Origin of the sequence: Polyangium spumosum (assembly GCF_009649845.1) — a bacterium.
GTDB lineage: Bacteria > Myxococcota_A > Polyangia > Polyangiales > Polyangiaceae > Polyangium > Polyangium spumosum.
The window spans coordinates 653,361-674,715 of the sequence record NZ_WJIE01000002.1; the positions used below are offsets into that span (position 1 = coordinate 653,361).

Sequence of the window (21,355 nt, forward strand, 5' to 3'; positions counted from 1 at the left end):
AACGAGGGTTGATGGGTGGCGGGGGGGCCGACTGGCTTTCTCACGGACAGACTACGTCCGCGCGTCCCGTCTTTTGCCTTGCCCGACCCGTTCGTCCCCCTGATAGATAGGGGCCAGACCTCATCCGAGGAGGGGATTCCAGATGAGACGAGGGGATTTCTTCGTCGCGGCGCTCGTCGTCGCGGCGTTCGTCGCATTCTTGTGCGTTTTGACCGGGTGCGCCGCGTCGCGCGACCCGCTCATGGCCCGGGTCTTCGAGGCGCCGAACGTCATTCACGTCTGCGTGCGTCCGCCGAACGTGCCGAAGAATCAGGCGTCCTGGGCCGTCACCGCCAGCGGCGATCCCCTGACCGCGCCCTCGGAGGTGGACATTGCGAGGCGAAATGGCCTCGCGGTGTACGTGTTCGACCCGAATGCACCTCCCCGGAGCGCGAAGCTCTTGCCGATTCCGCACCATCGGCTCGAATGCCCGGCGCCGCCGAAGCCTCGTGTCGTCATGGCGAAGGTGGAGGGTGAGGGCGAGAAGAAGAAAGAGGAGACCAAAAAGGTCGAGCCCTCGAAGCCGAAGCCGCGGCCGATGGCCAAGCGGATCGAGTGGTGTCCGGAGGCGGGACACACGCGGCGGCGTGGCGACACGGGTTCCCGTACCTGCACGAGAGTCGTCGTCCGGGCCCGCACGGAGCCCGTCGTTGTCGTGGAGAGCCCCCGCGACGTCGAGCCCTCCCGGCGGTGCCAGGACCCGGGACAGACGCGGCGGCGTCGTGGCTCAGGCTCGCGGATTTGCACGAAGGTCCTCGTCGAGGACCGCATGGAGCCCGTCGTCGTCGCGGAGAACCGGCCGCTCCCGGTCGAGCCACCCGTGCCGAAGGACCCGAGCGAGGTAGAACCGGGTGACGTATGGCAATACGAGACCTGGCGCCAAACGCCCGAGGAGACCACGCGCCTCGAACGAGCTTACGAGTGCATCAAGGGGTTTTGCCATTCGCGGCACAAGAACTTCCAGCCGAAGGCCGGGAAGAAGCCGGCCGGGACGCACAATGGGCAGTCGTTGTCAACGGGGAGCGACGGGGGAGCGAGCGCGCCGAAGACGACGGTCAAGACGAGGACGCGGCCCTTCGGGAAGCCGAAAGGGGCGAAGCCGAAGGGCGGGGCGGCGGGGCAGGCGGGCAACGGGAGCGCGGCGGATCCTCCAGCGCAGGTCAAACCGAAGCGAGGGGGCGAGACGCCGGCGGCGGCGCGGGGGCGGGAGGCGCATGAGGAGTTCAAGAAGAAGGTCGAGAAAAAGAAGGGAGAGGGGTGGAGGGCCAACAAGCGTATCAAAGGGCAGGATGGCAAGTACGTGGTCCCCGACGCGATCACGCCCAAAGGTCACCCGATCGAGCTGAAGCCGAACACGCCGACTGGTAAAGAAGCAGGCAAACGCCAGATGAAGAAGTACGAAGCCGCCACGGGCAAGAAGGGGCGTGTGATCTATTATGAACCCTAAGCGAGTCCTGCGGGACCGAATGAGCCACATCTTCAAGACGTGGGTCACGCCCACGCTCCACGAAGCAGGCTTCAAGAAACGAGGGAGCGTGTACGTGCGGGATCTGGGGAGCCTCCAGCACCTCTTCCAGCACGAGAGCGACGACCTCAACACGGCCGAGAAGTACAGCTTCACGACGAATTGTGGGGTCTACGTGCCGGGGGTCTTTCCGGAGTTCGCCAATCCGCACCTCGAAGAGCCCAAGGCGCCTCAACCACCGGACGGAATCTTGAACGTGAGGCCCGGAATGCTGACACCAGCGGGCGACACGTGGTGGGAGCTCACGTCCTCCGATGGCCCCGAGAAGGACGACGAAGTCGGGCAGGAGCTGCGGAGGCTCGTGGAAGTCGCGGCCCTGCCGTTCTTCGATCGGTTCCGCGACGAACGCGCGGTCGCGGAGTTCCTCTCGCAGCCCCGCAGGAAGGAGGACCGGCACGTCATGCCCTTCGAGGAGACATTCGAGCTCTGTTATGCGGCGATCCTCTGGAAGCGGCTCGGGTGCAAGGACAGGTGTCGCGAGTGCATCGAGCGGGAGCGGTCGAAGACCAAGAAGCGTTATAGCCCCTTGCCCGAGAAGTTCCTGGCCCGGTTCTCTTGTGACGACGATTGACGTGGTCTCCGGAGAGCCGCTCCAGTGCGCCAGCGCTTGCGCGTCCTTCTTCCTTCGGGGCGCTGCGGAAGTTCCCGCTTCGCAGGCTCACGCCTGGATCACCTGACGAGCAAGTCATCGACGACGCGACGCGGGCCGCGCTGAGTGAAGCGCGGGCCGCGGGGTTTTCGTCGCGGGGGCATTTGATCCGGGCAAGGATCCTTATGCGGCGTATGCGGACGCGGTGATCGCGGCGCTGTCGGAGGACGTGCTGGGCAGCGTGGTCGTCAATCGCGCGGACTTCGTGACACACGTGCGGGCGTGGCGCGCGAACATGGCGGCGATCGAGAAGGCGCTGCTCGCGCGGCTGAGCGTGTCGCAGGCGGAGACGGCGGCGTTCCTGAATGCGCAGATCCGGGTCACGAACTACGTGAAGCAGTTCATGGACGCGTCGGATTGGTTCCTGGATTCGCCGGTGCCGGCGGATCTGCGGGCGCAGGTGGACGGGGTCCTGCGAACTGCTTTTGGCCCGCTGGCCGAGGAGATGAAGGATAACCTCAACCAGTGGGACGGGTTCACGCTGAACCTCGAAGAGACCCAGCTCGTGGAGACGATCCGCGCGTTCGCGGGGGCGGTCTCCGCGGTCGACGGGGTCGTGGGTCCGTATGTCGAGGTGATGCAAACGCTGGTGCACGCGACCACGCGGATCGGCATTGGATTCGTGCCGTATGTGGGGCCGGCGCTCGACCTTTGCGAGGCGGTGACGGGGAAGCGGTTCTGTTTGCCCGGGGGCGAGGAGTTATCGACGGAGGAGCGGATCTTCTCGGGGGTGGGATTTGGGTTCGGGCAGATCACGAAGGCCTGGGCGGGGATCAAGGCGGCGGGGGTCCAGCCGGGGGCGAAGGTCGTCGCGGCGGGGATTGTCGGGTACAGTGACGAGTTTCTCGATGTGTTTCGAGCGAACCGGAGGGGGACGTATAAAGGTCTCAGCGGCGCAATCGAAAGCGCCAAGAATGCCGGAAACGTGTTCGAGCAGCAAGCGGGGATCTACTTGATGACGAAGCGGGGCCACAAGATGCTGGCCGTCGGAGACGGCGCGGTGCGGCGGGTGCTCGGGATCCCGCCGTCGCATGTCCGCGGGCTCTCCAGCGCATGTGACTACATATCGGTCTCGCCGACAGGCAAACTCGTCCTCAGCGAAGTCAAGGGAGGCACGAAGGGGCCGGTCAACGTGGGAAAGGCAGCCTCCCAGCTCGACAAGACCTTGGCCAAGCTGGTAGAGAAGAACCTCGCCGACAGTGTGGAGCGTCTGCAGATCATCAGGCAAGAGGGGTCGACGCTGAGCGGTGGTTACGGTTTGAAAGACGGGAAGTTGGTCGACTCCACGGGGAAGTTCGTGACCATGACCGGGAGGCCCGACCTCGTCGTCTGGGTGGTGGAGCTATGAGCGAGTCGAACAACGACAGCGGTGCGGAGAGCGATGACAGCGAGCCGGACAGCGAGCGTCCGGATCGACCGTGGCCAGGTTTTTATGCCTGGTGCCCGGAGTCGAACCGAATCGACGCCTTCATTGCAGCCGTGTCGGCGCTGGTCGGCGCGTCGAACCGTTGGAATGTAGGCGACCCAGACGACGCGGACCCTACAAAAGTGGTCTCCCTGTACATGGCCGACGCGGCGCGCCTGATGCGCGATACATACCCCCGGCATGGCTACTCCCACGCGTTCTTCGAACTCGAGGGATGCTCCGGCGCCAAGTGGGAGTTCAACGCGAGCGTGTTCAGCGATCGGCTCATCGAACGATCCCATTCCGGGCCGATCGGTTGCTGCTCTTGGATGGGTGGGGTCCTTTTCCCGTCGCGCGTGGCGCTCGCCAAGAAACGGGGGCGCTCCACGGTGGAGGTGGCGGCCGGCGTCGCCTGTCGCATGGCGATGAACGATATCTACGAGATCCTCATGCGGATCTGTACGTCCAGCGCGGCGATCACGACCGGCGGCTGCTCCGGTGGAACGACTTGGGGCGCTCCGGTTCTCATGGGAGCGACCTACCATGCCGACGGCAACCCCGTTCGTGATCTCGCTCTGTCGTGGCTCGATCTCCATGACGGAGTGCGCGCCGAGCTCGCTGCGGGCTCTTCGATCGACACATTGATGGCGCGCATCGAAGCTGCGCCGCGACGCAGCAGCGTTCCCCTCCTCGACGAAGTCCTGTTGAAGCGCGAGGAGGTGCTGGCGGCGCTCGACCTATCCCCGAACGTCCTCGTAGAGGCCCTCCAGGTATGTGCTGGCAAGACGGATCCCGCTTGGAAAGCCGTCGAGCCAGAGGTCCTTCAGGCGCTCGACGACATGCGAGACCCTGCGGTAGAGAAGCAGGAAGGCGTCCCCTCGTCCTCCGACGACCACGACCGCTTCATCGAGGAGCACTCGCCCGTGTTCGTCCGACACCTCGACAACGGCGCCGTCGTCCTGCTCGCCCATCCTTACCGCACCCTCTGGCCCCTCTGGGCCGATACGCTGAATCTGCTCGGGATCCGATCCTAGCGAGAGCGCAGCGGCCGCATCTGCCCCAACCTCCTCGCTCGGTCCTCGAGCCCGGAAGGCCCACCACCCCGCCTCCCCACCCCCGCCCTCCCCTCCCCCACGTGCCCGTTCCCTTCCTCCCCCAGGCCTCGTAACCTCGTTCGACCCCGGGGCTCTGCCATGGCCATCCGACCTTCCCAGCGGAACAACACGCGCCTCGTCGGCGCAGGTGACACCACGATCGTCCTCGCCCACGGCTTCGGGACCGATCAGACCGCCTGGCGCAACCAGGAGCCCGCCCTCGCCGCGCGCCACCGCGTCCTGCTCTTCGACCACGTGGGCGCCGGACACTCCGACCTCTCCGCCTACAGCCCCCGCCGCTACGGCAGCCTCCGCAGCTACGCGCTCGACCTCCTCCACCTGCTCGAAGAGCTCACCCTCGAGCACGTCATCTACGTCGGCCACTCCATGAGCGGCATGATCGGCGTCCTCGCCGCGATCGAAGAGCCTCGCCGCTTCCGCAAGCTCATCCTGCTCGGCGCCTCGCCGCGTTACCTCGACGACGAAGGGTACGTCGGCGGCTTCAAGCGCGAGGACCTCGACGGCCTCTACGAGGCCATGCAGTCGAACTTCCACGCCTGGGCCAGCGGCTTCGCCCCGATCGCCACGGCCAACCCCGACAAGCCCGACCTCGCCCGCGACTTCGCCCAGACCCTCGCCGCCCTCCGGCCCGACATCGGCCTCCACGTCGCCCGTACCACCTTCGAATCCGACCACCGCCGAGACCTCCCCGCCCTCCAGATCCCCACGCTCGTCCTGCAGTCGCAGGCCGACATCGCCGTCCCCGTCGAGGTCGGCGCCTACCTCGCGCGCCACATCCCACGCGCCGAGCTCCAGGTCCTCGACGCGACCGGCCACCTGCCTCACTGGAGCGCCCCCGAACGCGTGACGAACGAGATCCTCTCGTTCGCCGCCTCCCCGTGATGGCGACGAGCACGCCCGAAGCCCTGCTCGCCGCGCTCGGCGCCGGGGACCCCGACGCCGCCCTCCCGCGCGTGCTCGCCGTGCTCCACGAGCGCTTTCAGGCCGACGCCGTCCTCGCCCTCCGCAGGATCGACCCCGTCACGGCCCTCGCCCTCGCCAGCGCCCCGGCCGGCGTCCTGCCCGACGGCATCGCGCACGCCTCGATCTTCGCCGGCGCCCTCGAGTCGGCGCGCCCCGTCTTCGACGCCGCCGTGACCGCCGACATGGGCCTGCCGCGTGGCCTGCGCGACGGAAACCTCGCCCTCCTGCCCTGGTCCACCGACGACGACGCAGGCGGACTCGCGCTCGTCCGCCGGCAAGGCGCGCCCTTCTCGGCCGAGGAGCGGCGCGCCCTCGTCGCCGCGCTGCCGCTCTTCCACCTGCTCGCGCGCCACCTCGGCAAGACCGAGCTCGCCGCCGCCGCCATCGCGCGCTTCGACGCCGTCTTCCAGACCCTGCCGCACGGCCTCGTCTTCGTCGACGATCGCGGCTGCGAGGCGTGGGTGAACGCGGCCGCCGCCGCGCTGCTCGGCCTGCCCGACGGCGCGCACGAGCCAGCCCGCGTGGCGCGCGCGATGGCCGCCCTCTGGAGCCGCGCCGAGGACCGCGCCGGCCTCCGCAGGAGCGCGCTCGCCGTCATGAACCAGCCCGGCGCCGAGCTGCGGGACACGCGCTGGGTCTTCGAGGGGCCGCCGCGGCGCGTGCTCAGCATCTCCAGCACCACCACCGGCGAACGCGAGCACCGCGGCAGGCTCTGGCTCTTCATCGACGTCACCGCGCAGCACCTCGCCAGCGAGGAGCTCTTCGCGAAGAACGCCGCGCTCGAGGCCGCGCGCAGGGAGGCCGACCTCGCCAACGCCGCGAAGTCACGGTTCCTCGCCACGATGAGCCACGAGATCCGCACGCCCATGAACGCCGTGCTCGGCATGACGGGGCTGCTGCTCGACACCCCGCTCGGCGAGGAGCAACACGACGTCGTCGAGACCATCCGCCAGAGCGGCGAGGCGCTGCTCGCGATCATCAACGACATCCTCGATTTCTCGAAGATCGAGGCCGGGCTCATGGACCTCGAGGAGCAACCCTTCGCGCTCCGCCCCTGCGTGGAGGAGGCCCTCGACCTCGTGGCCGTCGCGGCCCGCAAGAAGGGCCTCGAGCTCGGCGCTTACATCGATCCAAGCGCGCCCGCCGGCATCTTCGGCGACGTGACCCGGCTCCGGCAGGTCCTCGTGAACCTGCTCGGCAACGCGGTGAAGTTCACGGCGAAGGGCGAGGTCCTCGTGGAGATCACCCCCGCGCCGGCGCCCGCGCCGCCCGGCAAGCTCGCGCTCCAGTTCTCCGTGCGCGACACCGGCATCGGCATCCCGAAGGACCGGCTCGGGCGGCTCTTCCAGTCCTTCTCCCAGGTCGACGCCTCGATCACCCGCAAATACGGCGGCACCGGGCTCGGCCTCGTGATCTGCAAGCGCCTCGTCGGCCTCATGGGCGGCGAGATCCAGGTCGAGAGCGAGGAGGGCGTCGGCACCACCTTCCAGTTCACGCTCGAGACCACCCCCGCGCCCGACCTCGGGCAAGACCTCTCGGAGGCCCTCGCCCTCGCCGGGCAGGACTTCTCGGGCAAGCAGGTCCTCATCGTCGACGACAGCGCCACGAACCGCCGGATCCTCGCCGAGCAGACGCGCGCCTTCGGCCTCACCCCCGTGCTCGCCGCTTCGGGCGACGAGGCGCTCGAGGTGCTGCAGCGCCGCGCCGAGGTGGCGCCGCCCGACGAGCCCTTCCCGATCGCCCTCGTGTTGCTCGACGTGTCCATGCCCGGCATGAACGGCTTCGAGCTCGGCGCCGCCATTCGCCGGGATCCGCGCCTCGCCGCGTTGCCTTTCCTCCTGCTCACGTCGAGCGACCTCGCCACGCATCGGGAGGCGGCCGAGCTCAGGGCCGCTTGCCTCTCCAAGCCCGTCAAGCAATCGAGCCTCTTCGACGCGATCATGCGCGCGCTCTCGCGATCGGTCGTGCGCCCCTCGCGCGCCCCGCGCGGCCCGGCGATGGATCCGACGCTCGGCGAGCGGCATCCGCTGCGGATCCTGCTCGCCGAGGACAACGTGGTGAACCAGAAGGTCGCGAGCCTCCTGCTCCAGCGGCTCGGCTATCGCGTGGACATCGCGGCGAACGGGCTCGAGGTGCTCGAGGCCGTCACGCGCAAGGAATACGACCTCGTCTTCATGGACGTCCAGATGCCGGAGATGGACGGCCTCGAGGCCACGCGTAGGCTCCGCGGAGCCGGGCCCTTCCGGGGCCGACCTCGCGTGGTCGCGATGACGGCGAACGCAATGCAGGAGGACCAGAAGGACTGCCTCGCGGCGGGCATGGACGATTTCGTCTCCAAGCCCATCCGTATCGAGGAGCTCGTCGCCGCGCTCGAGCGCTCGGCCCTCGAACGAACGAGGCCCCCCTCGACGCCGCAGATGCCGGCCGTGCGCCCGCCGGACGAGCCCGTCCTCGACGAGGAGGCGTTCGAAAGGCTCCGGCTCGTCGCGGCGCTCGACGCGGAGAACCCGCTCGCGACGCTCGTGACCGATTTCATCCACGACGCGCGGCAGAAGCTCGAGGCCATGCGCGCCGCGCTCGCGGCCGGGGATCGACGCTTGCTCGAGCGCCTCTCGCACAACCTCAAGGGCAGCGCCGGCATGCTGGGCGCCTCGCTCCTGTCGCGCCACGCCGCCGAGGTCGAGCGGGCGGCGCGGGAGGGCCTGCACGAAGACCTCCCGCGCCTCGTCGAGGCGGCCTCGCGCGAGCATACCCGCGCGGCCGAGGCGCTGCTCGCGAGGTGTCAGCCCTCGTCGACGGGCAACGTGAAATAAAACGTCGTGCCCCGGCCCATTTCGCTCTCGACCCAGACCCTGCCGCCGAGCGCGGCCACGAGCCCCTGGACGATGGCGAGCCCGAGCCCGCTGCCCTTGTAGGCGACGCCGCTGCCCCGCCAGTAAGGCTCGAAGAGGTTTGGCAGGTGCTCGGCCGGGATCCCGCGGCCGGTGTCCGCCACGGAGAAGAGCACCTCGTCCCCGCGCCTCTCCGCGCGCACGACGATGGAGCCGCCCGGCTCCGTCGCGTCGATCGCATTGCTGATCAGGTTGCCGAGGATCTGGAGCACCCGCACCGGATCACAGAGCACCCGCGGCAGCTCTCCGGCGCACGCGCCTTGCAAACGCAGCCCCTTCTCCTTCGCCCTGCCCTCGAAATTCGCCACGGCTTCCATCGTGAGCTTGCGTGGATCGTCGGGGTCGTGCGCGACCGAGAGGCGCTTCTCCGACAGGGCCGCGAGGTCCACGAGGTCCTCGATGATGCGCGCCATGTGCCGCGCCTGCCGCAGGACCGTCCCGGCGCGTTGCCGCAGCTCGGCCCCGGCCTCGCCGGGTGGCGCTTTCCGGGCCATGAGCTCGAGGCCCATCGTGATCACGCTGAGCGGGTTGCGCAGGTCGTGGGAGACGATCCCGAGGATACGTTCGCGCGCCGCGATGGCCTCCTTCAGCTCGGAGACGTCGACGCTCACGCCCTGGAGGATCGGTCTGCCCGCGCGCTCGGCCACGTGCACGCCGGTGTGGAACCAGAGGACACGACCGTCCGGCCGGCGAAACCGATGATCGTACCGCTCGTCCCTCCGCTCCGCGATGCAATGGCGGAAGAGCGCGAGCAGGTTGTCTCGATCCGGGGGCGGGACGAAGGTGGACCAGAAATCGGGCACGCTCATCCATTCCTCCGGCGACATGCCGGAGACACCGAGGGCCCGGTCGCTCACGAAGGAGAACCGCAACGTCTGCGCGTCGGCCTCCCAGACGACGGCGTGATCGAGGTTGTTCACGAGGTCGCGGAAGCGCAGCCTCTCGATGTCGACCTGGGCGAGGACACGCTCGAGCTCGGCGCGCGGCCGGCCGAAGCGCGCGCCGAACCAGCGGACCAACCGCCCCTTCCTTCCCTGGTGTTCCCTCGGGTCCATGCGCTCTCGGGTTCCCTGGGGCCGAGCGCCCTCTATCGGCAGGGGTTTTCCCTGACCGAGGCGGCCTGGCCGTCACAGGGGAGCTCGACCGTGAACACCGATCCGGCGCCCACCTCGCTCTGGACACGGAGCGTGCCCCCGTGCGCCTCCGCGATCCGGCGGCTGATGTACAGGCCGAGCCCGAGCCCACCATAGTTCTCGGACGCGGCGCGCTCGAAGCGCTCGAAGATCTGGTCCCGCCGCGCCGGGTCGATGCCAATGCCGTGGTCCCGGATCACGACCCACGCGATCCCCCGCTCCTCGCCGAAGGAGACCTCGATGGGCTTGCCGGCGCCGAACTTGATCGCATTGGAGAGCAGGTTCGTCAGGATCTGATCCACGCGCTCGGGATCCCAGTGGCCAACGACGTGAGGGCCGCCCCGGATGTGGACCGGGCACCGCGCCTGCGCGAGCTCCGGCGCGAGCTGGTCGACCGCCTTGCGGACGAGCGCGGCGAGGTCGACGTCCTCGCGCTCGAGCAAGAGCAGGCCTGCATGGAGCTGCGAGACATCCACGAGGGCCTTGTTCAGCCGGGCCAGGCGCGTCGCTTGCCGCAGGCCCCGCTCGACCAGCCTGCCCATCACGTGCAGATCCCCCCCGCGCCCCGATTCGATGGCCCGGTTCATCGATTGCAACGTGAGCTTGAGGGACGTCACCGGCGTGTTCAGCTCGTGCGAGGCCACCGTGAGGAACTCGTCCCGCACGCGGATGGCCTGCTGGGTCTCGTGGTAGAGCCGCTCGTTGTCGATCGCGGCCGCCTCGGCCTCCGCGCGCGCCGCCTGCTCCTTTTCGAGGAGCAGCGCATTCTCCAGGGAGATGGCCGCCTGCGAGGCGAGTAACGAGAGGGCGACGAGCCGGGCAGGCGTGAAGGCGCCCGAGAGCACGTTGTTCTCCAGGTAGAGCAAGAAGGTCGCCTCGCCTTGCCGGAGAATGGGCAGGCCGAGGAGCGACCGCGGCTTCACGCGGGTGATGTACGGGTCCGCCGCGTATCTCGGGTCCTCGAACGCGTCGTCGAGGATCACGCGCTCCTTCGTCCGGAAAGCATACGTGACGATCGAGACGGGCACGTCCGACGACGAGATCGGCCGCGCCGGGAGGATCCTCGTCGAGATACCTCTCGCCTCGAGGGACGCCTCCGCCGCGATCGAGGCCTCGCCGTCCTTGCAGCGGATCAGCGCGCCCCTTTGCGCCCCGCTCTGCTCGAGGACGACCGTGAGCAGCGTGCGCGAGAGCTTGTCGAAGGTGATCTCGCTCGAAATGGTCTGCGAGGCCTTCGTCACCGAGAGCAGGTCGAGCTCCGCGGGCTGGACCACGACGGTGGCGGTGGGCCCGAGCAGCCTCGTGTCGAGGGAGGGGGGGAAAAGCGCGTCGAGCTGCCGCGCCTTTGCGTCGGCGCCCCAGCGAAGATATCGAGCGCGGGCCTCGCGCAGGTAGGTGTCGGCGAAGAGCTCGAAGCCACGCGCGTGGTGAAACCGCGCCGCCATTTCGTAGGCGATCGCCTCGTCCTGGACGAACCCGTTCTCGCAGGCCGAACGGATCGCTTGCTCGTACATCTGCTCGGCCCGCGCCTCCTCGCCGGAGATACGCGCGATCTCGGCGGCGACCAGCGCCACGCGATGCGCGAAGTTCTCGGGGCAGCTCTCCGCCCACACCGCGAGCTGCCCGTGGTGGGCGACGAGCGCCGCGAGGTGCCCGGCTCGCTCGTCGGCAGGCACTTCGTCGTGGCGCGTGGCCCGCGCGAGCGCGGCATGAAAATGGTATTCGGCGATCTCGAAGAAGGACGGCGACGTCCAGAGGAGCGGCTCGGCCTTCGACGCGGACGCGACGGCGGCCGCGGCGTCGCCCGCGAAGAAGCGCGCCTGGAGCTTGCGGATCCAGTACCAGCAGGCCGCGATCGCGAGGCGCGGATCCGCGGCGAGGTGCTGCTCGAATCGGCGCTCGTCGAATGGGTCGTCGTCGAGGGAAGAGACGTCGCCCGTCAGGCCGCGCAGGTGCCGGATGAGCTGCAGTTGCCCCGTGAGGATGTCCACGACGAGCCCGAACCTCGCCTTCCGCGCGAATGCGAGCGACGCCTCGGCCTCCCGCTGCACGTCGTCGAGCGGGTCGCCCGCGGCGAGGACGAGCGTGATCGCGCAGTTGCGGGTATACGACGCGTACAGGAGATCGCCGGTCTCCTCGGCCGCGCTCTGGGCGCGCCGCAAGAGCGGGAGCCCCACGCGGAGGTGCCGGGTCCAGGGATTGACGAGGGCCCCGAAATCCAGATAGACGCGCGCCTTGAAGCGGAGCAGCGAGAGCTTCTCCTGCAGGTCGAAGCCGACCTTGCCGAACCGGAAGCCCGCCTGATACGCGCCGAAGCGCGGCCCGAGGATCATGCCGAGCCTCACGTAGGCGAGGCACGATCCGTCGCTGTTCCCGTGCTCCAGGCTGAGGTTCGCCATGCGACCGACGACGAGGCAATGCAAGTTCTCGTCGGTGAACATCGCCGGGGATTGCACCGCCGTGAGCACGTCCATCGTCGCGCGGCAGACGGGATCGGTCACCCTGGGCAGGTCCACGAGCGCCTCGATCGGCCGGCCTCCGAGCCGCTGCCACAGCCGCTCGTATTCTCGACGCACCTCGTCGTCCGTCGGCCGCGCGGGCCACGTGACGCCGACGAGCTCGAGGTATTCGCGGCACGCGTCGACGGCGAGGTCGCTCCTGTCCATGGTCGTGTAGAGCGCGATTCGCGTGCACGTCAGGGCGGCCCGGTCGAGGACGCCCCTCGCGTGGCGCCAGATCACCCCGAGCCGCGCCTCCGCAGCGGAGAGCTCGCCGGTCAAGAACTCGCATTCGGCGCGGTGGTGCTCGAGCGCGAAGGTGAGCTCGTACCGCCGGTCCCAGCCATCCCGGGCGAGGAGCGCCGAGCCGGCGGCGAGATACTTCAACGCCGACGCATGAGCGGTCGCCCCCTCGGCGCGCTTTCCCGCCAGCAGATCGAGCTCGGCCACCCGCTCTCGCTCCTCCTGCGACGTGATCAACGCGGCCCCGCGGTCGAGCTGGTTCACGATTTCGAAGATCTTCTCCTCGCGCCGCTCGGGCGGCGTGCGCGAGACGAGCAGCCTGCCGATGGCGAGGTGCAAAGCCGCCCGCTCGCCCTCGGGGACGAGCGAATACGCCGCCTCCTGGACGCGGTCGTGGAGGAATTTGTACATGCCGTCGAAGCGGAAGACGAGCCCCGCGCGGACGGCCTCCCAGAGCTCCGCGTGCGTCGCGGCCTCCGAGCCTCCTCGGACCATCGAGAAGACCGCGACCTCCGCGGTGCTCCCGAGGCAAGCGAGATACGTGAGCGCCTCCCGGGTGCCCTCGGGGAGCCGCGCGAGTTTCCCGACCATCAACCCGACCACGTTATCGGTGAAGTTCTTTTCGCGGATCTTCTGCACCTCCCAGCGAAAGGCCTCCGCGTGCTCGTCGAATTCGATGAGGCGCTCCTCGTGGAGCGCGGTGAGGAACTGGATCGCGAAGAAGGGATTGCCGGCCGTCTTCTCGTGGACCAGGTCGGCGAGCGGCGCGACCTGCTCGCGTGGGCAATGGAGCGCGTCGCCGAGCAGCGTGGCGAGGTCCTCCCGGGAGAGCGGGCCGAGCACGATGGAAGAGACACGCGTGCCCTCCTTTCGCACCTCGTCGATCGTCCGCACGAGCGGGTGGGAGGTGGTCACTTCATTGTCCCGGTGCGCGCCGATCAAGAGGAGATGGCGCACCTCGGGGTGCGTCACGAGATCACGCAGGAGCCCGAGGCTCTCGGCGTCGGCCCACTGGAGATCGTCGAGGAACAACACGAGGGGGTGCGGCTCTCTGGCGAACACCCCGATGAAGTGGCGGAAGACGATGCGGAACCGGTTCTGCGCCTCGGTCGGCGGCAGCTCGGCGACCGGCGGCTGCCTCCCGACGACGAGCTCGACCTCCGGGATCACGTCCACGACGAGCTGGCCATTGACCCCGAGGGCGCGCTCGAGCTCTCGCCGAAATGCGGCGATACGCTCCTCGCTGCCGGCCAGGATCTCGAGCACGAGCTCCCGGAACGCCCGGACGAACGTGGCGTAGGGGATGTCGCGGTTGTACGGGTCGAATTTCCCCGAAATGAAGAAGCCACGCGCGCGCGCGACGGGCTTGTAGAGCTCGTGGACCAGCGACGATTTGCCGATGCCGGGGTGGCCCGAGACCTGCACGACCTCCGGAGATCCCGTGCCGGCCACGCGCTCGAAGGCGCCGAGCAGCGCGGCGATCTCCTCGGCGCGGCCGTAGAGCTTCTGGGGGATCTCGAGGCGGCCCGAGGCGTCGTGCTCGGCCAGGGGAAACGGGTCGATCCTCCCTTTGGCGCGCCATTCGGCGAGGGATCGCTCGAGGTCGTGCTGCAAGCCCCGCGCGGTCTGATAACGATCCTCCGCCATCTTGGCGAGGAGCTTCATGACGAGCGCGGAGAGGACCTCGGGCAGGGCCGGGACCCACGCTCCGGGCGGCTCCGGGACACGGGCGATCTGGCAATGCACCCATTCGAGCGCGTCCACGGCCTCGAAGGGCAGGCGCCCGGTGAGCATTTCATAAAACGTCACGCCGAGGGCATAGAGGTCGGCGCGGCTGTCGATCGCCCGGTTCATCCGGCCCGTCTGCTCCGGCGAGAGGTAGGGCAACGAGCCTTCGATGAGGCTCGGGCTCTCGGGGGCCTTGTGCTCACGGGGCAGACCAACCGCGAGCCCGAAATCGGAGAGCTTGACCTCGGCCGTGGCCGCGTTGACGAGGATATTCTGGGGCTTCAGGTCTTTGTGGATGACGTCACGCTGGTGGAGGTCCGCGAGGGCCGACGCGATACGGGACGCGAGGACGAGGAAGCGCTCGATGGGCATGGGCGCGCCGAGGAGGCGATCGAGCGACTCGCCGCCGAAATCCTCCATCACGAGCGCCGGCATTCCCTCGTACGTCTCGAGGCCGAGCGGCTTGACGATGGTCGGGAGGTCGAGCTGCTTGCCGATCTCGTATTCGTGCTTCAAGCGCTCGAGATCACGCGGTCGGCTGCGCCTCCGATCGAGCACCTTCAGGATCACGGGGACGCGATCGGCCGTCCGGACGCCGCGGAGGACGATGGTGCTTCGACCTTCGTGAACGACCTGGGAAATCGCGAACGGGGAGACGTCCTGCGTCGGCATGCGAAAGTCGCCACTCGGAAGCTAGCACGGGGCGTGCACTTTTTCGGCCAGGCGGCCTCCCCCGCGCTTGCTCGATCGATGGCTCAGGGGCGGGCCGTCGCGACCATGAGATCGTCCACCCAGAAGCGCTGATCCACGGGCGAGCCGTCGCCGATGTAGGGGAGCATCGCGAACTGATTGAATTGCATGTCGGGGTGGGCGCCCGTGCGGAAGAGGATCTCGTCGCTCTCGATCAGGGTCTTGCCGTCCTGCACCCAGCGGATTTTCCCGTTCGGAAGGCCGATCCCATTCTCGATCGTGTTGAGCTCGAAGTAGACCTCCACGAGGTGCCAGGTGTTCTTCGCGTTCGGGCCCGCGGCGTCCGTGAAGGCGCCGTCGGCCGTCCAGTGCCGCGAGCTGTACCAGGTGCCGTCGCCGTTCGCGAAGCAATCGCGCCCCTCGACGAGCCCCGCGAGCCCGTTGCACGCGCACGCCGAGCGGTCCTCGGTGAACATGTAATCGTCGAAGCTCCCATTGCAGCCGACGAACGTCCCGTTGTTGCGCAGGATGCAGCCGAGGTCGACGTTCTTGCTGTCCTGCAGCCCGAGGAACGCCTTGCCCTGCACGACCTCGGTGTACGTCGTGAGGTAGGTATGCGAGGGCCCGACCCATTTGTCGTCCTCGTTCGTGAGGAAATGGAACATGTGCGGGTGATACGGCTTCCCCGAGCCCACCCAGTCGTCGCTGAACTTGAGCCAGAACCGCAGGTACACCGAATTCGTCGGCGTCACGGGGTGACGGGCGGGTTTGCCCTGCGCGCACGCGGTCCCGCCGGGCGCGAAGGCGCACTCGAACGAAGTGGCGCTGCCGGGCGCGTGTTCGGCCGTCGACAGCGCCCCTTCCGCGCCGTCGTACCAGCCACGCGCGGCGAAATCACCGTCCTCGAAGGTCTCCTCGAAGAGGACGGTCCCGCCGCCCGGGATGTCCGCGTTCATCACGCCGCCCGCGCCGCCCTGGCCCCCGCCGGAGCCCCCTTGTCCGCCGCCCCCTGCGGCGCCCGCGCCGCCCTGCCCGCCGCCGCCCGCGCCGCCTTGCCCGGGGCTCGTCGTCCCGCTGCTCTCGCCCTCTCCCCCGCCACAAGCCGCGATCGAAAGAGCGACGAGCGAGAGCATAACCACGCGAAGAGTGATTCCGTGTCGCATGAAGAAAGCCTCCTCCCGTCGAGCGTAGCGGAGGAGGCGGCGGGCGCGAAGCGAGAAATCGAGGCGCTCGGGGCTAGAAGCGGGCCTTCGCGTGCCCGCCGAGGTATCCGATCGCCATCGTGTACCTCCCATTGCCCACGTCGCTGCGCGAGGTCGTCACCGTCCTCGGCAAGATGCCCTGCGCGCGGGCGTCGGCGTGCAGATCGAGCCAGCGCGTCGCCCGCACCACGGCCCCGAGGCCGCCGATCAGCCTGTGCCCGTCCGGCGAGCCCACGTCGATCGTCTCGTCGGGGGAGGCGGGCGATTGATACCCGACCGTCGCCGACATCGTGAAGCGCCGCGAGAGCGCGAGGCGCGCATTGGCCTCGACCCAGACCGTGTCGTTCCAGCGCCTCGGCAAGACCGCTCGCACGGACGGCCCGATCCCGAGCTTCGGCTGCGCGAGGGCCGGCGAGCGGGTCGTCACGACGAACGCGTCCACGTCCGAATAGGTGATGTACTGGACGAACCCGTCCACGCGAAACGAATCGGTCGCCTGATACGCCGCGCCCGCGGTGAGCCGCCTGGGGAGCCGGAAGGCGAGCTCGGCGTCGCCCTCGACGAGCTCCGGATACCGGAGCCCCTGCGCGGCGAGGTCCTGCGTGAAGAACGGATCGTTCATGTCGAGCGCGAAGCGCCCCCGGTAACGCATCTTCGCGCCGTGCTGATACGCGAGCGCGAGGCGCACGCGCTCCGTGGGCTCGTACAGGAGGCCCGCGTTGAACGAGAAGCCGTGGCTCAGGGCGTTCGTGATCGAAATCGGCCGCGAGAGCACGTCGAGCTCGCGCACGTGGCTCGGCGCGTCCGGGCCGAACTCGTTCGGCTGTCCGATCGGCGGGTCGGAGAACGCGCGCTGGAACTCGGGCAGCTCCGCGAAGTCCTGCTTCTTGGAGAGGCTCGCGAGCCCGCCCACGTACGAGACGCCCGCGCCGAACGAGAGGTTTGGCAGGACGCGCACCGCCGCGCTCGCCGTCACGAAATTCGCCACGATGAAGGCCTGCCGGAGCTGCCAGGCCTGCGCGCCATTGTTCGGGAAATCGAGCGCCGCCGCGTAGGGCACGTAGGCGCCGAGGCCGAGGACGAGGCGCCGACGCGCGATCGGCATCGCAAAAAACAGATCCCCCGTCGGCGCGAGCGGCGTCGCGACCACCTCCTCGGCCCAGCCGCGTTTCTCCGGGGCGATCTCTCCCTCCGCCATGGGCCCTCGCAGGCGCAGGGCGTCGGGCGTCTGGTATGTCCCCCGCCGCTCGCGTCGATACCCGACCCTGCCCGCGACGACGCCCGCGCCGCCGAAGAGCTCGGGCCGATCGATATCGGCGAGCGCCGCGGGGTTCCAGTGAATGGCGGCGGCGTCGCCGATCGTCGGCCCCGATTGCCCGCTCCCCACGAGCGGGGCGTCGAGCCCGGACGCATTCGCGCCGGCCGACGCGAGCAGCGAGCCGAGGGCGAGGGGAAGGGACGCGATACGCAGCGGACGACGTGCCATGGTGCTCTCCCCTTCGATCGAATCACGACGCGCGCGTCACGACGAGCGCGAGCCTGTACCGGCTCGGCTTCCCGGAGACGACGATCTCGAAGACGCGCCCCTCGGCGTCCTTCACGTAAAGCCGGTCTCCCGGCTCGACCCGGACCTTTTCGTGCGCCGTGTCCCCGTCGATCTCGACGCGCGAGGATATCTTCTGCCCGAGCGCGGGATCGGCGTAAAAACCGGGATCCGTGTAGGCATACGGCCGCACGGGCTGGCCCTCCGCGTCCTCGCGGATGTCCTCGGGCGCCACGAAATAGAGCCAATCCTCGGCGCGGCCCTCGGGCTTCACGTAAAAGAAATCGGCGTCGCCCCGGGTATTTCCGGTCAGCGCCTCGGCCATGGCGCGAAGCGCCGCGGGGTTCTGCTCGATGTTCTCGCGAATGCGCGCGACGACCACGTCCGCCGACACACCCACGGGCACGTCGCGCACGGGCATCACGACGTTCGCCTCGCCCTCCGCGAGCCCGCCGTCGTGCATACGCGCCTGCGCGACCTCGAGGAGCATGTCCCAGAAATACCCGGGCGCGGGCGGCGGACCCTCCAGGATCACGCTGGGGTCGATGTCGATCTGCACCCAGCCGTCCGCGTCGATGCACACGCGCACGGCCTCGAACGGATCGGAGACCTCCCCCGCGGGCGAATACGAGGTGCAATGGGGCGGGATCCGCGCCGCGAGGCGCCGCCCCGTCTCGGCGAGGACACGCTCCTCGGCCCACGGCGCCGCGCTCCACACGGGCGAATCGCCGAGCGGCCGCGGATCCCGCCTCGTCCCCGGCACGAGATACCGCGGGTCCTCCGCGATCGTCATCGTCATCTCCCGGATCGAGAGCTCCTCCGCGAGCCCCTCGACCTCGAGCCAGCGCGGATCCGTGAAATCGAAGGCGCGGTCCATCTGCCCGCCGATCGAATTCACGCTCGCGACGCGCGCGTGCGAGGCGTCGATGCCCCGGTACGGGAGCGCATTCACGTCGAGCCGCACCGTCATCCGGAAGCCCCCCTCGGACGTCGAGAGGCCGGACGCGGACCGGAGAAACCCCGGATGTGCAGGGCCGCGTGGATCGTCCGGCGCGAGGGACGCCGGGCCAAACCTCTCCGAGAGCGAGGCGAAATCCGTGGCCACGTCGTGGAGGCTGAGGGCGATCTTGCCCTCGTCCACGGGGTAGAGGCCCTCGGGGTGACCTTCGGTCGAAGGGCCGCGGCGGAATCGCGCGCGCGGATGTGTCCCGACGACCTGCTCCAGGACGACATCGGTGACGATCGCGTGATCGGCGATCCGCTCGTTCGGCCCCGCGCCCGTGAGGTCCGCGAGGATCTGCGACGGCGAGATCCCGACCGCCTCGCCCACGGCCGAAAGCCCCGCGAGCGCCGTGCCTTCGAGCCGCGCGTTCTCCGGCGTCATGTGGAGCAGGTAAAACATGTTCCAGGCCGGCTGCGGGAGCGCCTTCGCCTCCTCCGTGGGCAGGTTCATGAACCTCTCGAGCGCATTCTCCACGAGCGGCCGGAGCTCCATGTCGAGCAGCCAGGTCTCCTCGAGCGTTTTTCGCGGCAACCGGCGGAGCTCCTCCAGGCCGAGCGTCTGCGCGAAATCCTCCACGTCGAGCCGCAAGAACCGCAGCGTGACCTCGCGGCTCTCGCCCACGGCGAGCTCGCCCTCGGGCGGGGGCGGCTCGAGGCGGACGGGCTCGACGCAGCCCGCGGCCGAGGCGCCGAGAAGGGCGAGCAGCGCGGCGCATCGTTTCGTGGTCATCGCGGCCTCCGCGAGGCGACCTTGTCGAGATCGACGACCATGTCGCGTCCCTCCTCGTCGTCGGGCACCCAGATCCGGATCTCGTAAACGTCCTCGGCGTCGTCCTCCGCATAAAACACGTGCTCGCCCGGCGGCAGGGGCGCCTTCTCGTGCTCCGTGTCGGAGACGCCCGCGATGTCTCGCCTGGATACGCGGCTCTCCTCGGCGAGGTCCGGGCGCGCGAAGAACCCGGGGCGCTCGTATCGATACGGCTTCGGCGCCCCGGAGCCCGCAGGATCGGGCCTCCGATCGGACGGCGCCACGAAATACAGGAGCGGCGGGCCTCCCTCCGCGCCGCGCCGCACGTAGAAATCGAGGTCGTCGTTCTCCTCCCAGAACCGCCCGACGATCACGTTCGCCATGAAATCCGCCTGCGATTGCAAGGTCGGCCGCATCTCCTCGACGAGCTCGGCGCCGCGCGGGCCGATCGGCACGCCCCGCAAGGCGAACACCGGCCGCGCGGCGCCCTCGGCGATGTCCTGCCTGCCGTCGCCCGTCGGGTCGTGCAGCGCGATCTGCGCGACCTCCCCGAGGAGGTCCCACAAGAATCGAGGCTCCGGCACGGACACGCCGCGGATCGCATTCTCGAACGTGATCCACCCCGGCGGCGCGCCGCGCTGCCCGATCTCCACGCCGACGAGGCAATCGTCGTCGAGCCGGACGTAACAACGGTCGTACGACCGCTGCCCGTATGCGCGCGCGGAGCCGCTCGTCACGGTCGACTCCAGGAAAAACGGCCGGCACGCCGGATCGGCCTCGCACGAGGCCACGAAATGGGGCGCCTCCACGGTCGAGAAGCGCATGTCGACCGTGGGCACGTCGGCGACGCCCTCGATCACGAGCCGCGCCGGGTCCTCGAAATCGAACGAGAGCGGCGCGCTCCCCTCCATCACGAACATATCCCCTCCGCCCGTGGAGAGGTCGATCCCGCGCACGCGCCGCAGGTTCGACCGGGCGACCACGCGCATGCGAAAATCAGGGCCGAGCACGTCGCTCCGCGTGGAGAAATGACCGTCGTCCGGCACGAGCACGCCGGGGTGCCCCACGCTCCCCGCCACGGGGCCGAATTTCTCGGGCAACGTGGAGAGGTCCTTCAATGCGTCGTACAGGGTGACGGGCAGCCTTCCCTCGGGGTTACCGATTCCCGGGTGCGTGCCGAGCAGGTTCTCCTGGAGCGCGCGCACCAGGGCCTCCGTCGGCACGATCGGGTCGGTGCGCCCGATGCCCAGGGTCTCGGCGAGCACCGCGGGGAAATCGAAGCGGAACGTGCCCGGGTTTTGCTCGAGCAGCTTGGCGAACGTCTCGAGGCTCGTCCCCGAGAGGTTCGTGTTCGCCGGCGTCATGCCGAGCAGCCGCACCAGGGCAAACTCGGCCGACGTGCGCCAGGCGGGCCCGAAGGTCCGGCCGAGCGGCGTCTGCGTGCAATCGTATCGCGGGTCCTTCCGATCGAGCCGAAAGCCATGGCCGCAGGCGTCTCGAATGGAATCGAGCACGTTCCCGAGCAGGGCCGTGGAGTCCACGTCGAGGACCCGGATTTGCCTCGCCGCCTCCTCGCCGAACATCTCGAGCGCCTTCGCCTTGTCGAGGTCCAGCGTGACGTCCTCGGGCGCCTCCGAGCCGGGAAGGGCGAGGAAGAACCGATTCGCGAAAATGGGCGGGTAAGGGTCGACCTCGGCCGGCAGATCGACGCCCGCCGGCTCGGTCGTCGCGGAGCCGCCGCAGGCGGCGAGGGGCAGGCAGAGGAGCCAGAAACGGCGGCGTGTCGAGGTCCTCATGCGGCGCATCTCCGTCGGAACGAAAACGAGGGACGTGAACGCCCGGGGCGCTCTTACGCGACGCGGCAAGGCTCGCGCTACGTGACCTCCTCCCGTTCCAAACGAGATCGTTGTGCGAGGGCATGCTCCGTCAACCGCGGGCGGCGTGACGGGCGCGGGCCGTCCTGAACGCTTGACCTCCTATG

General features: G+C 69.2%; 12 protein-coding genes. 6 read left to right on the plus strand and 6 right to left on the minus strand.

Translation table 11 applies throughout. From position 1 onward, the window contains the following. The first annotated feature begins 142 nt into the window (after window positions 1-142). The 6 genes from GF068_RS08620 (at window position 143) to GF068_RS08645 (ending at window position 8,509) form a co-directional block, all read left to right on the plus strand. On the plus strand, window positions 143-1,486 hold the full coding sequence (locus GF068_RS08620; protein WP_153818828.1) for a hypothetical protein: 1,344 nt from the start codon (window positions 143-145) through the stop codon (window positions 1,484-1,486). Window positions 1,487-1,505: 19 nt separating this feature from the next. Further along, window positions 1,506-2,135 (plus strand): DUF4304 domain-containing protein, encoded by a 630-nt coding sequence (locus GF068_RS08625; RefSeq protein WP_170319364.1) that lies wholly within the window; start codon window positions 1,506-1,508, stop codon window positions 2,133-2,135. Between the two features lie 313 nt (window positions 2,136-2,448). Then, on the plus strand, window positions 2,449-3,561 hold the full coding sequence (locus GF068_RS08630; protein WP_206079421.1) for a hypothetical protein: 1,113 nt from the start codon (window positions 2,449-2,451) through the stop codon (window positions 3,559-3,561). Then, complete coding sequence (locus GF068_RS08635; RefSeq protein ID WP_153818830.1) at window positions 3,558-4,652, plus strand: hypothetical protein; 1,095 nt, start codon at window positions 3,558-3,560, stop codon at window positions 4,650-4,652. Before GF068_RS08630 ends, GF068_RS08635 begins: the two co-directional genes overlap by 4 nt. 159 nt (window positions 4,653-4,811) lie before the next feature. Next, window positions 4,812-5,615: an alpha/beta fold hydrolase gene (locus GF068_RS08640; RefSeq protein WP_153818831.1), complete on the plus strand. Its 804-nt coding sequence runs from the start codon at window positions 4,812-4,814 to the stop codon at window positions 5,613-5,615. Continuing rightward, on the plus strand, window positions 5,615-8,509 hold the full coding sequence (locus GF068_RS08645) for a hybrid sensor histidine kinase/response regulator (protein ID WP_153818832.1): 2,895 nt from the start codon (window positions 5,615-5,617) through the stop codon (window positions 8,507-8,509). The genes GF068_RS08640 and GF068_RS08645 overlap by 1 nt, the downstream gene beginning before the upstream one ends. On the opposite strand, the gene GF068_RS08650 is transcribed toward GF068_RS08645, so the two are convergent. The 6 genes from GF068_RS08650 to GF068_RS08675 all read right to left on the minus strand — a co-directional run bounded on the left by GF068_RS08650 (window position 8,479) and on the right by GF068_RS08675 (window position 21,170). Beyond that, window positions 8,479-9,606 carry a PAS domain-containing sensor histidine kinase gene (locus tag GF068_RS08650; protein WP_170319365.1) on the minus strand — a complete coding sequence of 376 codons (1,128 nt, stop codon included), beginning with the start codon at window positions 9,604-9,606 and terminating at the stop codon, window positions 8,479-8,481. The genes GF068_RS08645 and GF068_RS08650 overlap by 31 nt on opposite strands. Window positions 9,607-9,674: 68 nt before the next feature. Next, the gene (locus GF068_RS08655) at window positions 9,675-14,861 is read right to left on the minus strand and encodes a sensor histidine kinase (protein WP_153818834.1); all 5,187 of its coding nucleotides are present in this window, start codon (window positions 14,859-14,861) and stop codon (window positions 9,675-9,677) included. Window positions 14,862-14,944: 83 nt separating this feature from the next. Continuing rightward, window positions 14,945-16,042: a hypothetical protein gene (locus GF068_RS44185; protein WP_206079422.1), complete on the minus strand. Its 1,098-nt coding sequence runs from the start codon at window positions 16,040-16,042 to the stop codon at window positions 14,945-14,947. A gap of 73 nt (window positions 16,043-16,115) precedes the next feature. Continuing rightward, window positions 16,116-17,567 carry an OmpP1/FadL family transporter gene (locus GF068_RS08665; protein ID WP_153818835.1) on the minus strand — a complete coding sequence of 484 codons (1,452 nt, stop codon included), beginning with the start codon at window positions 17,565-17,567 and terminating at the stop codon, window positions 16,116-16,118. A 22-nt stretch (window positions 17,568-17,589) separates the two neighbouring features. Next, on the minus strand, window positions 17,590-19,356 hold the full coding sequence (locus tag GF068_RS08670; RefSeq protein ID WP_153818836.1) for an acetyltransferase: 1,767 nt from the start codon (window positions 19,354-19,356) through the stop codon (window positions 17,590-17,592). Further along, the gene (locus GF068_RS08675) at window positions 19,353-21,170 is read right to left on the minus strand and encodes a hypothetical protein (protein WP_153818837.1); all 1,818 of its coding nucleotides are present in this window, start codon (window positions 21,168-21,170) and stop codon (window positions 19,353-19,355) included. The genes GF068_RS08670 and GF068_RS08675 overlap by 4 nt, the downstream gene beginning before the upstream one ends. Window positions 21,171-21,355 lie beyond the last annotated feature (185 nt).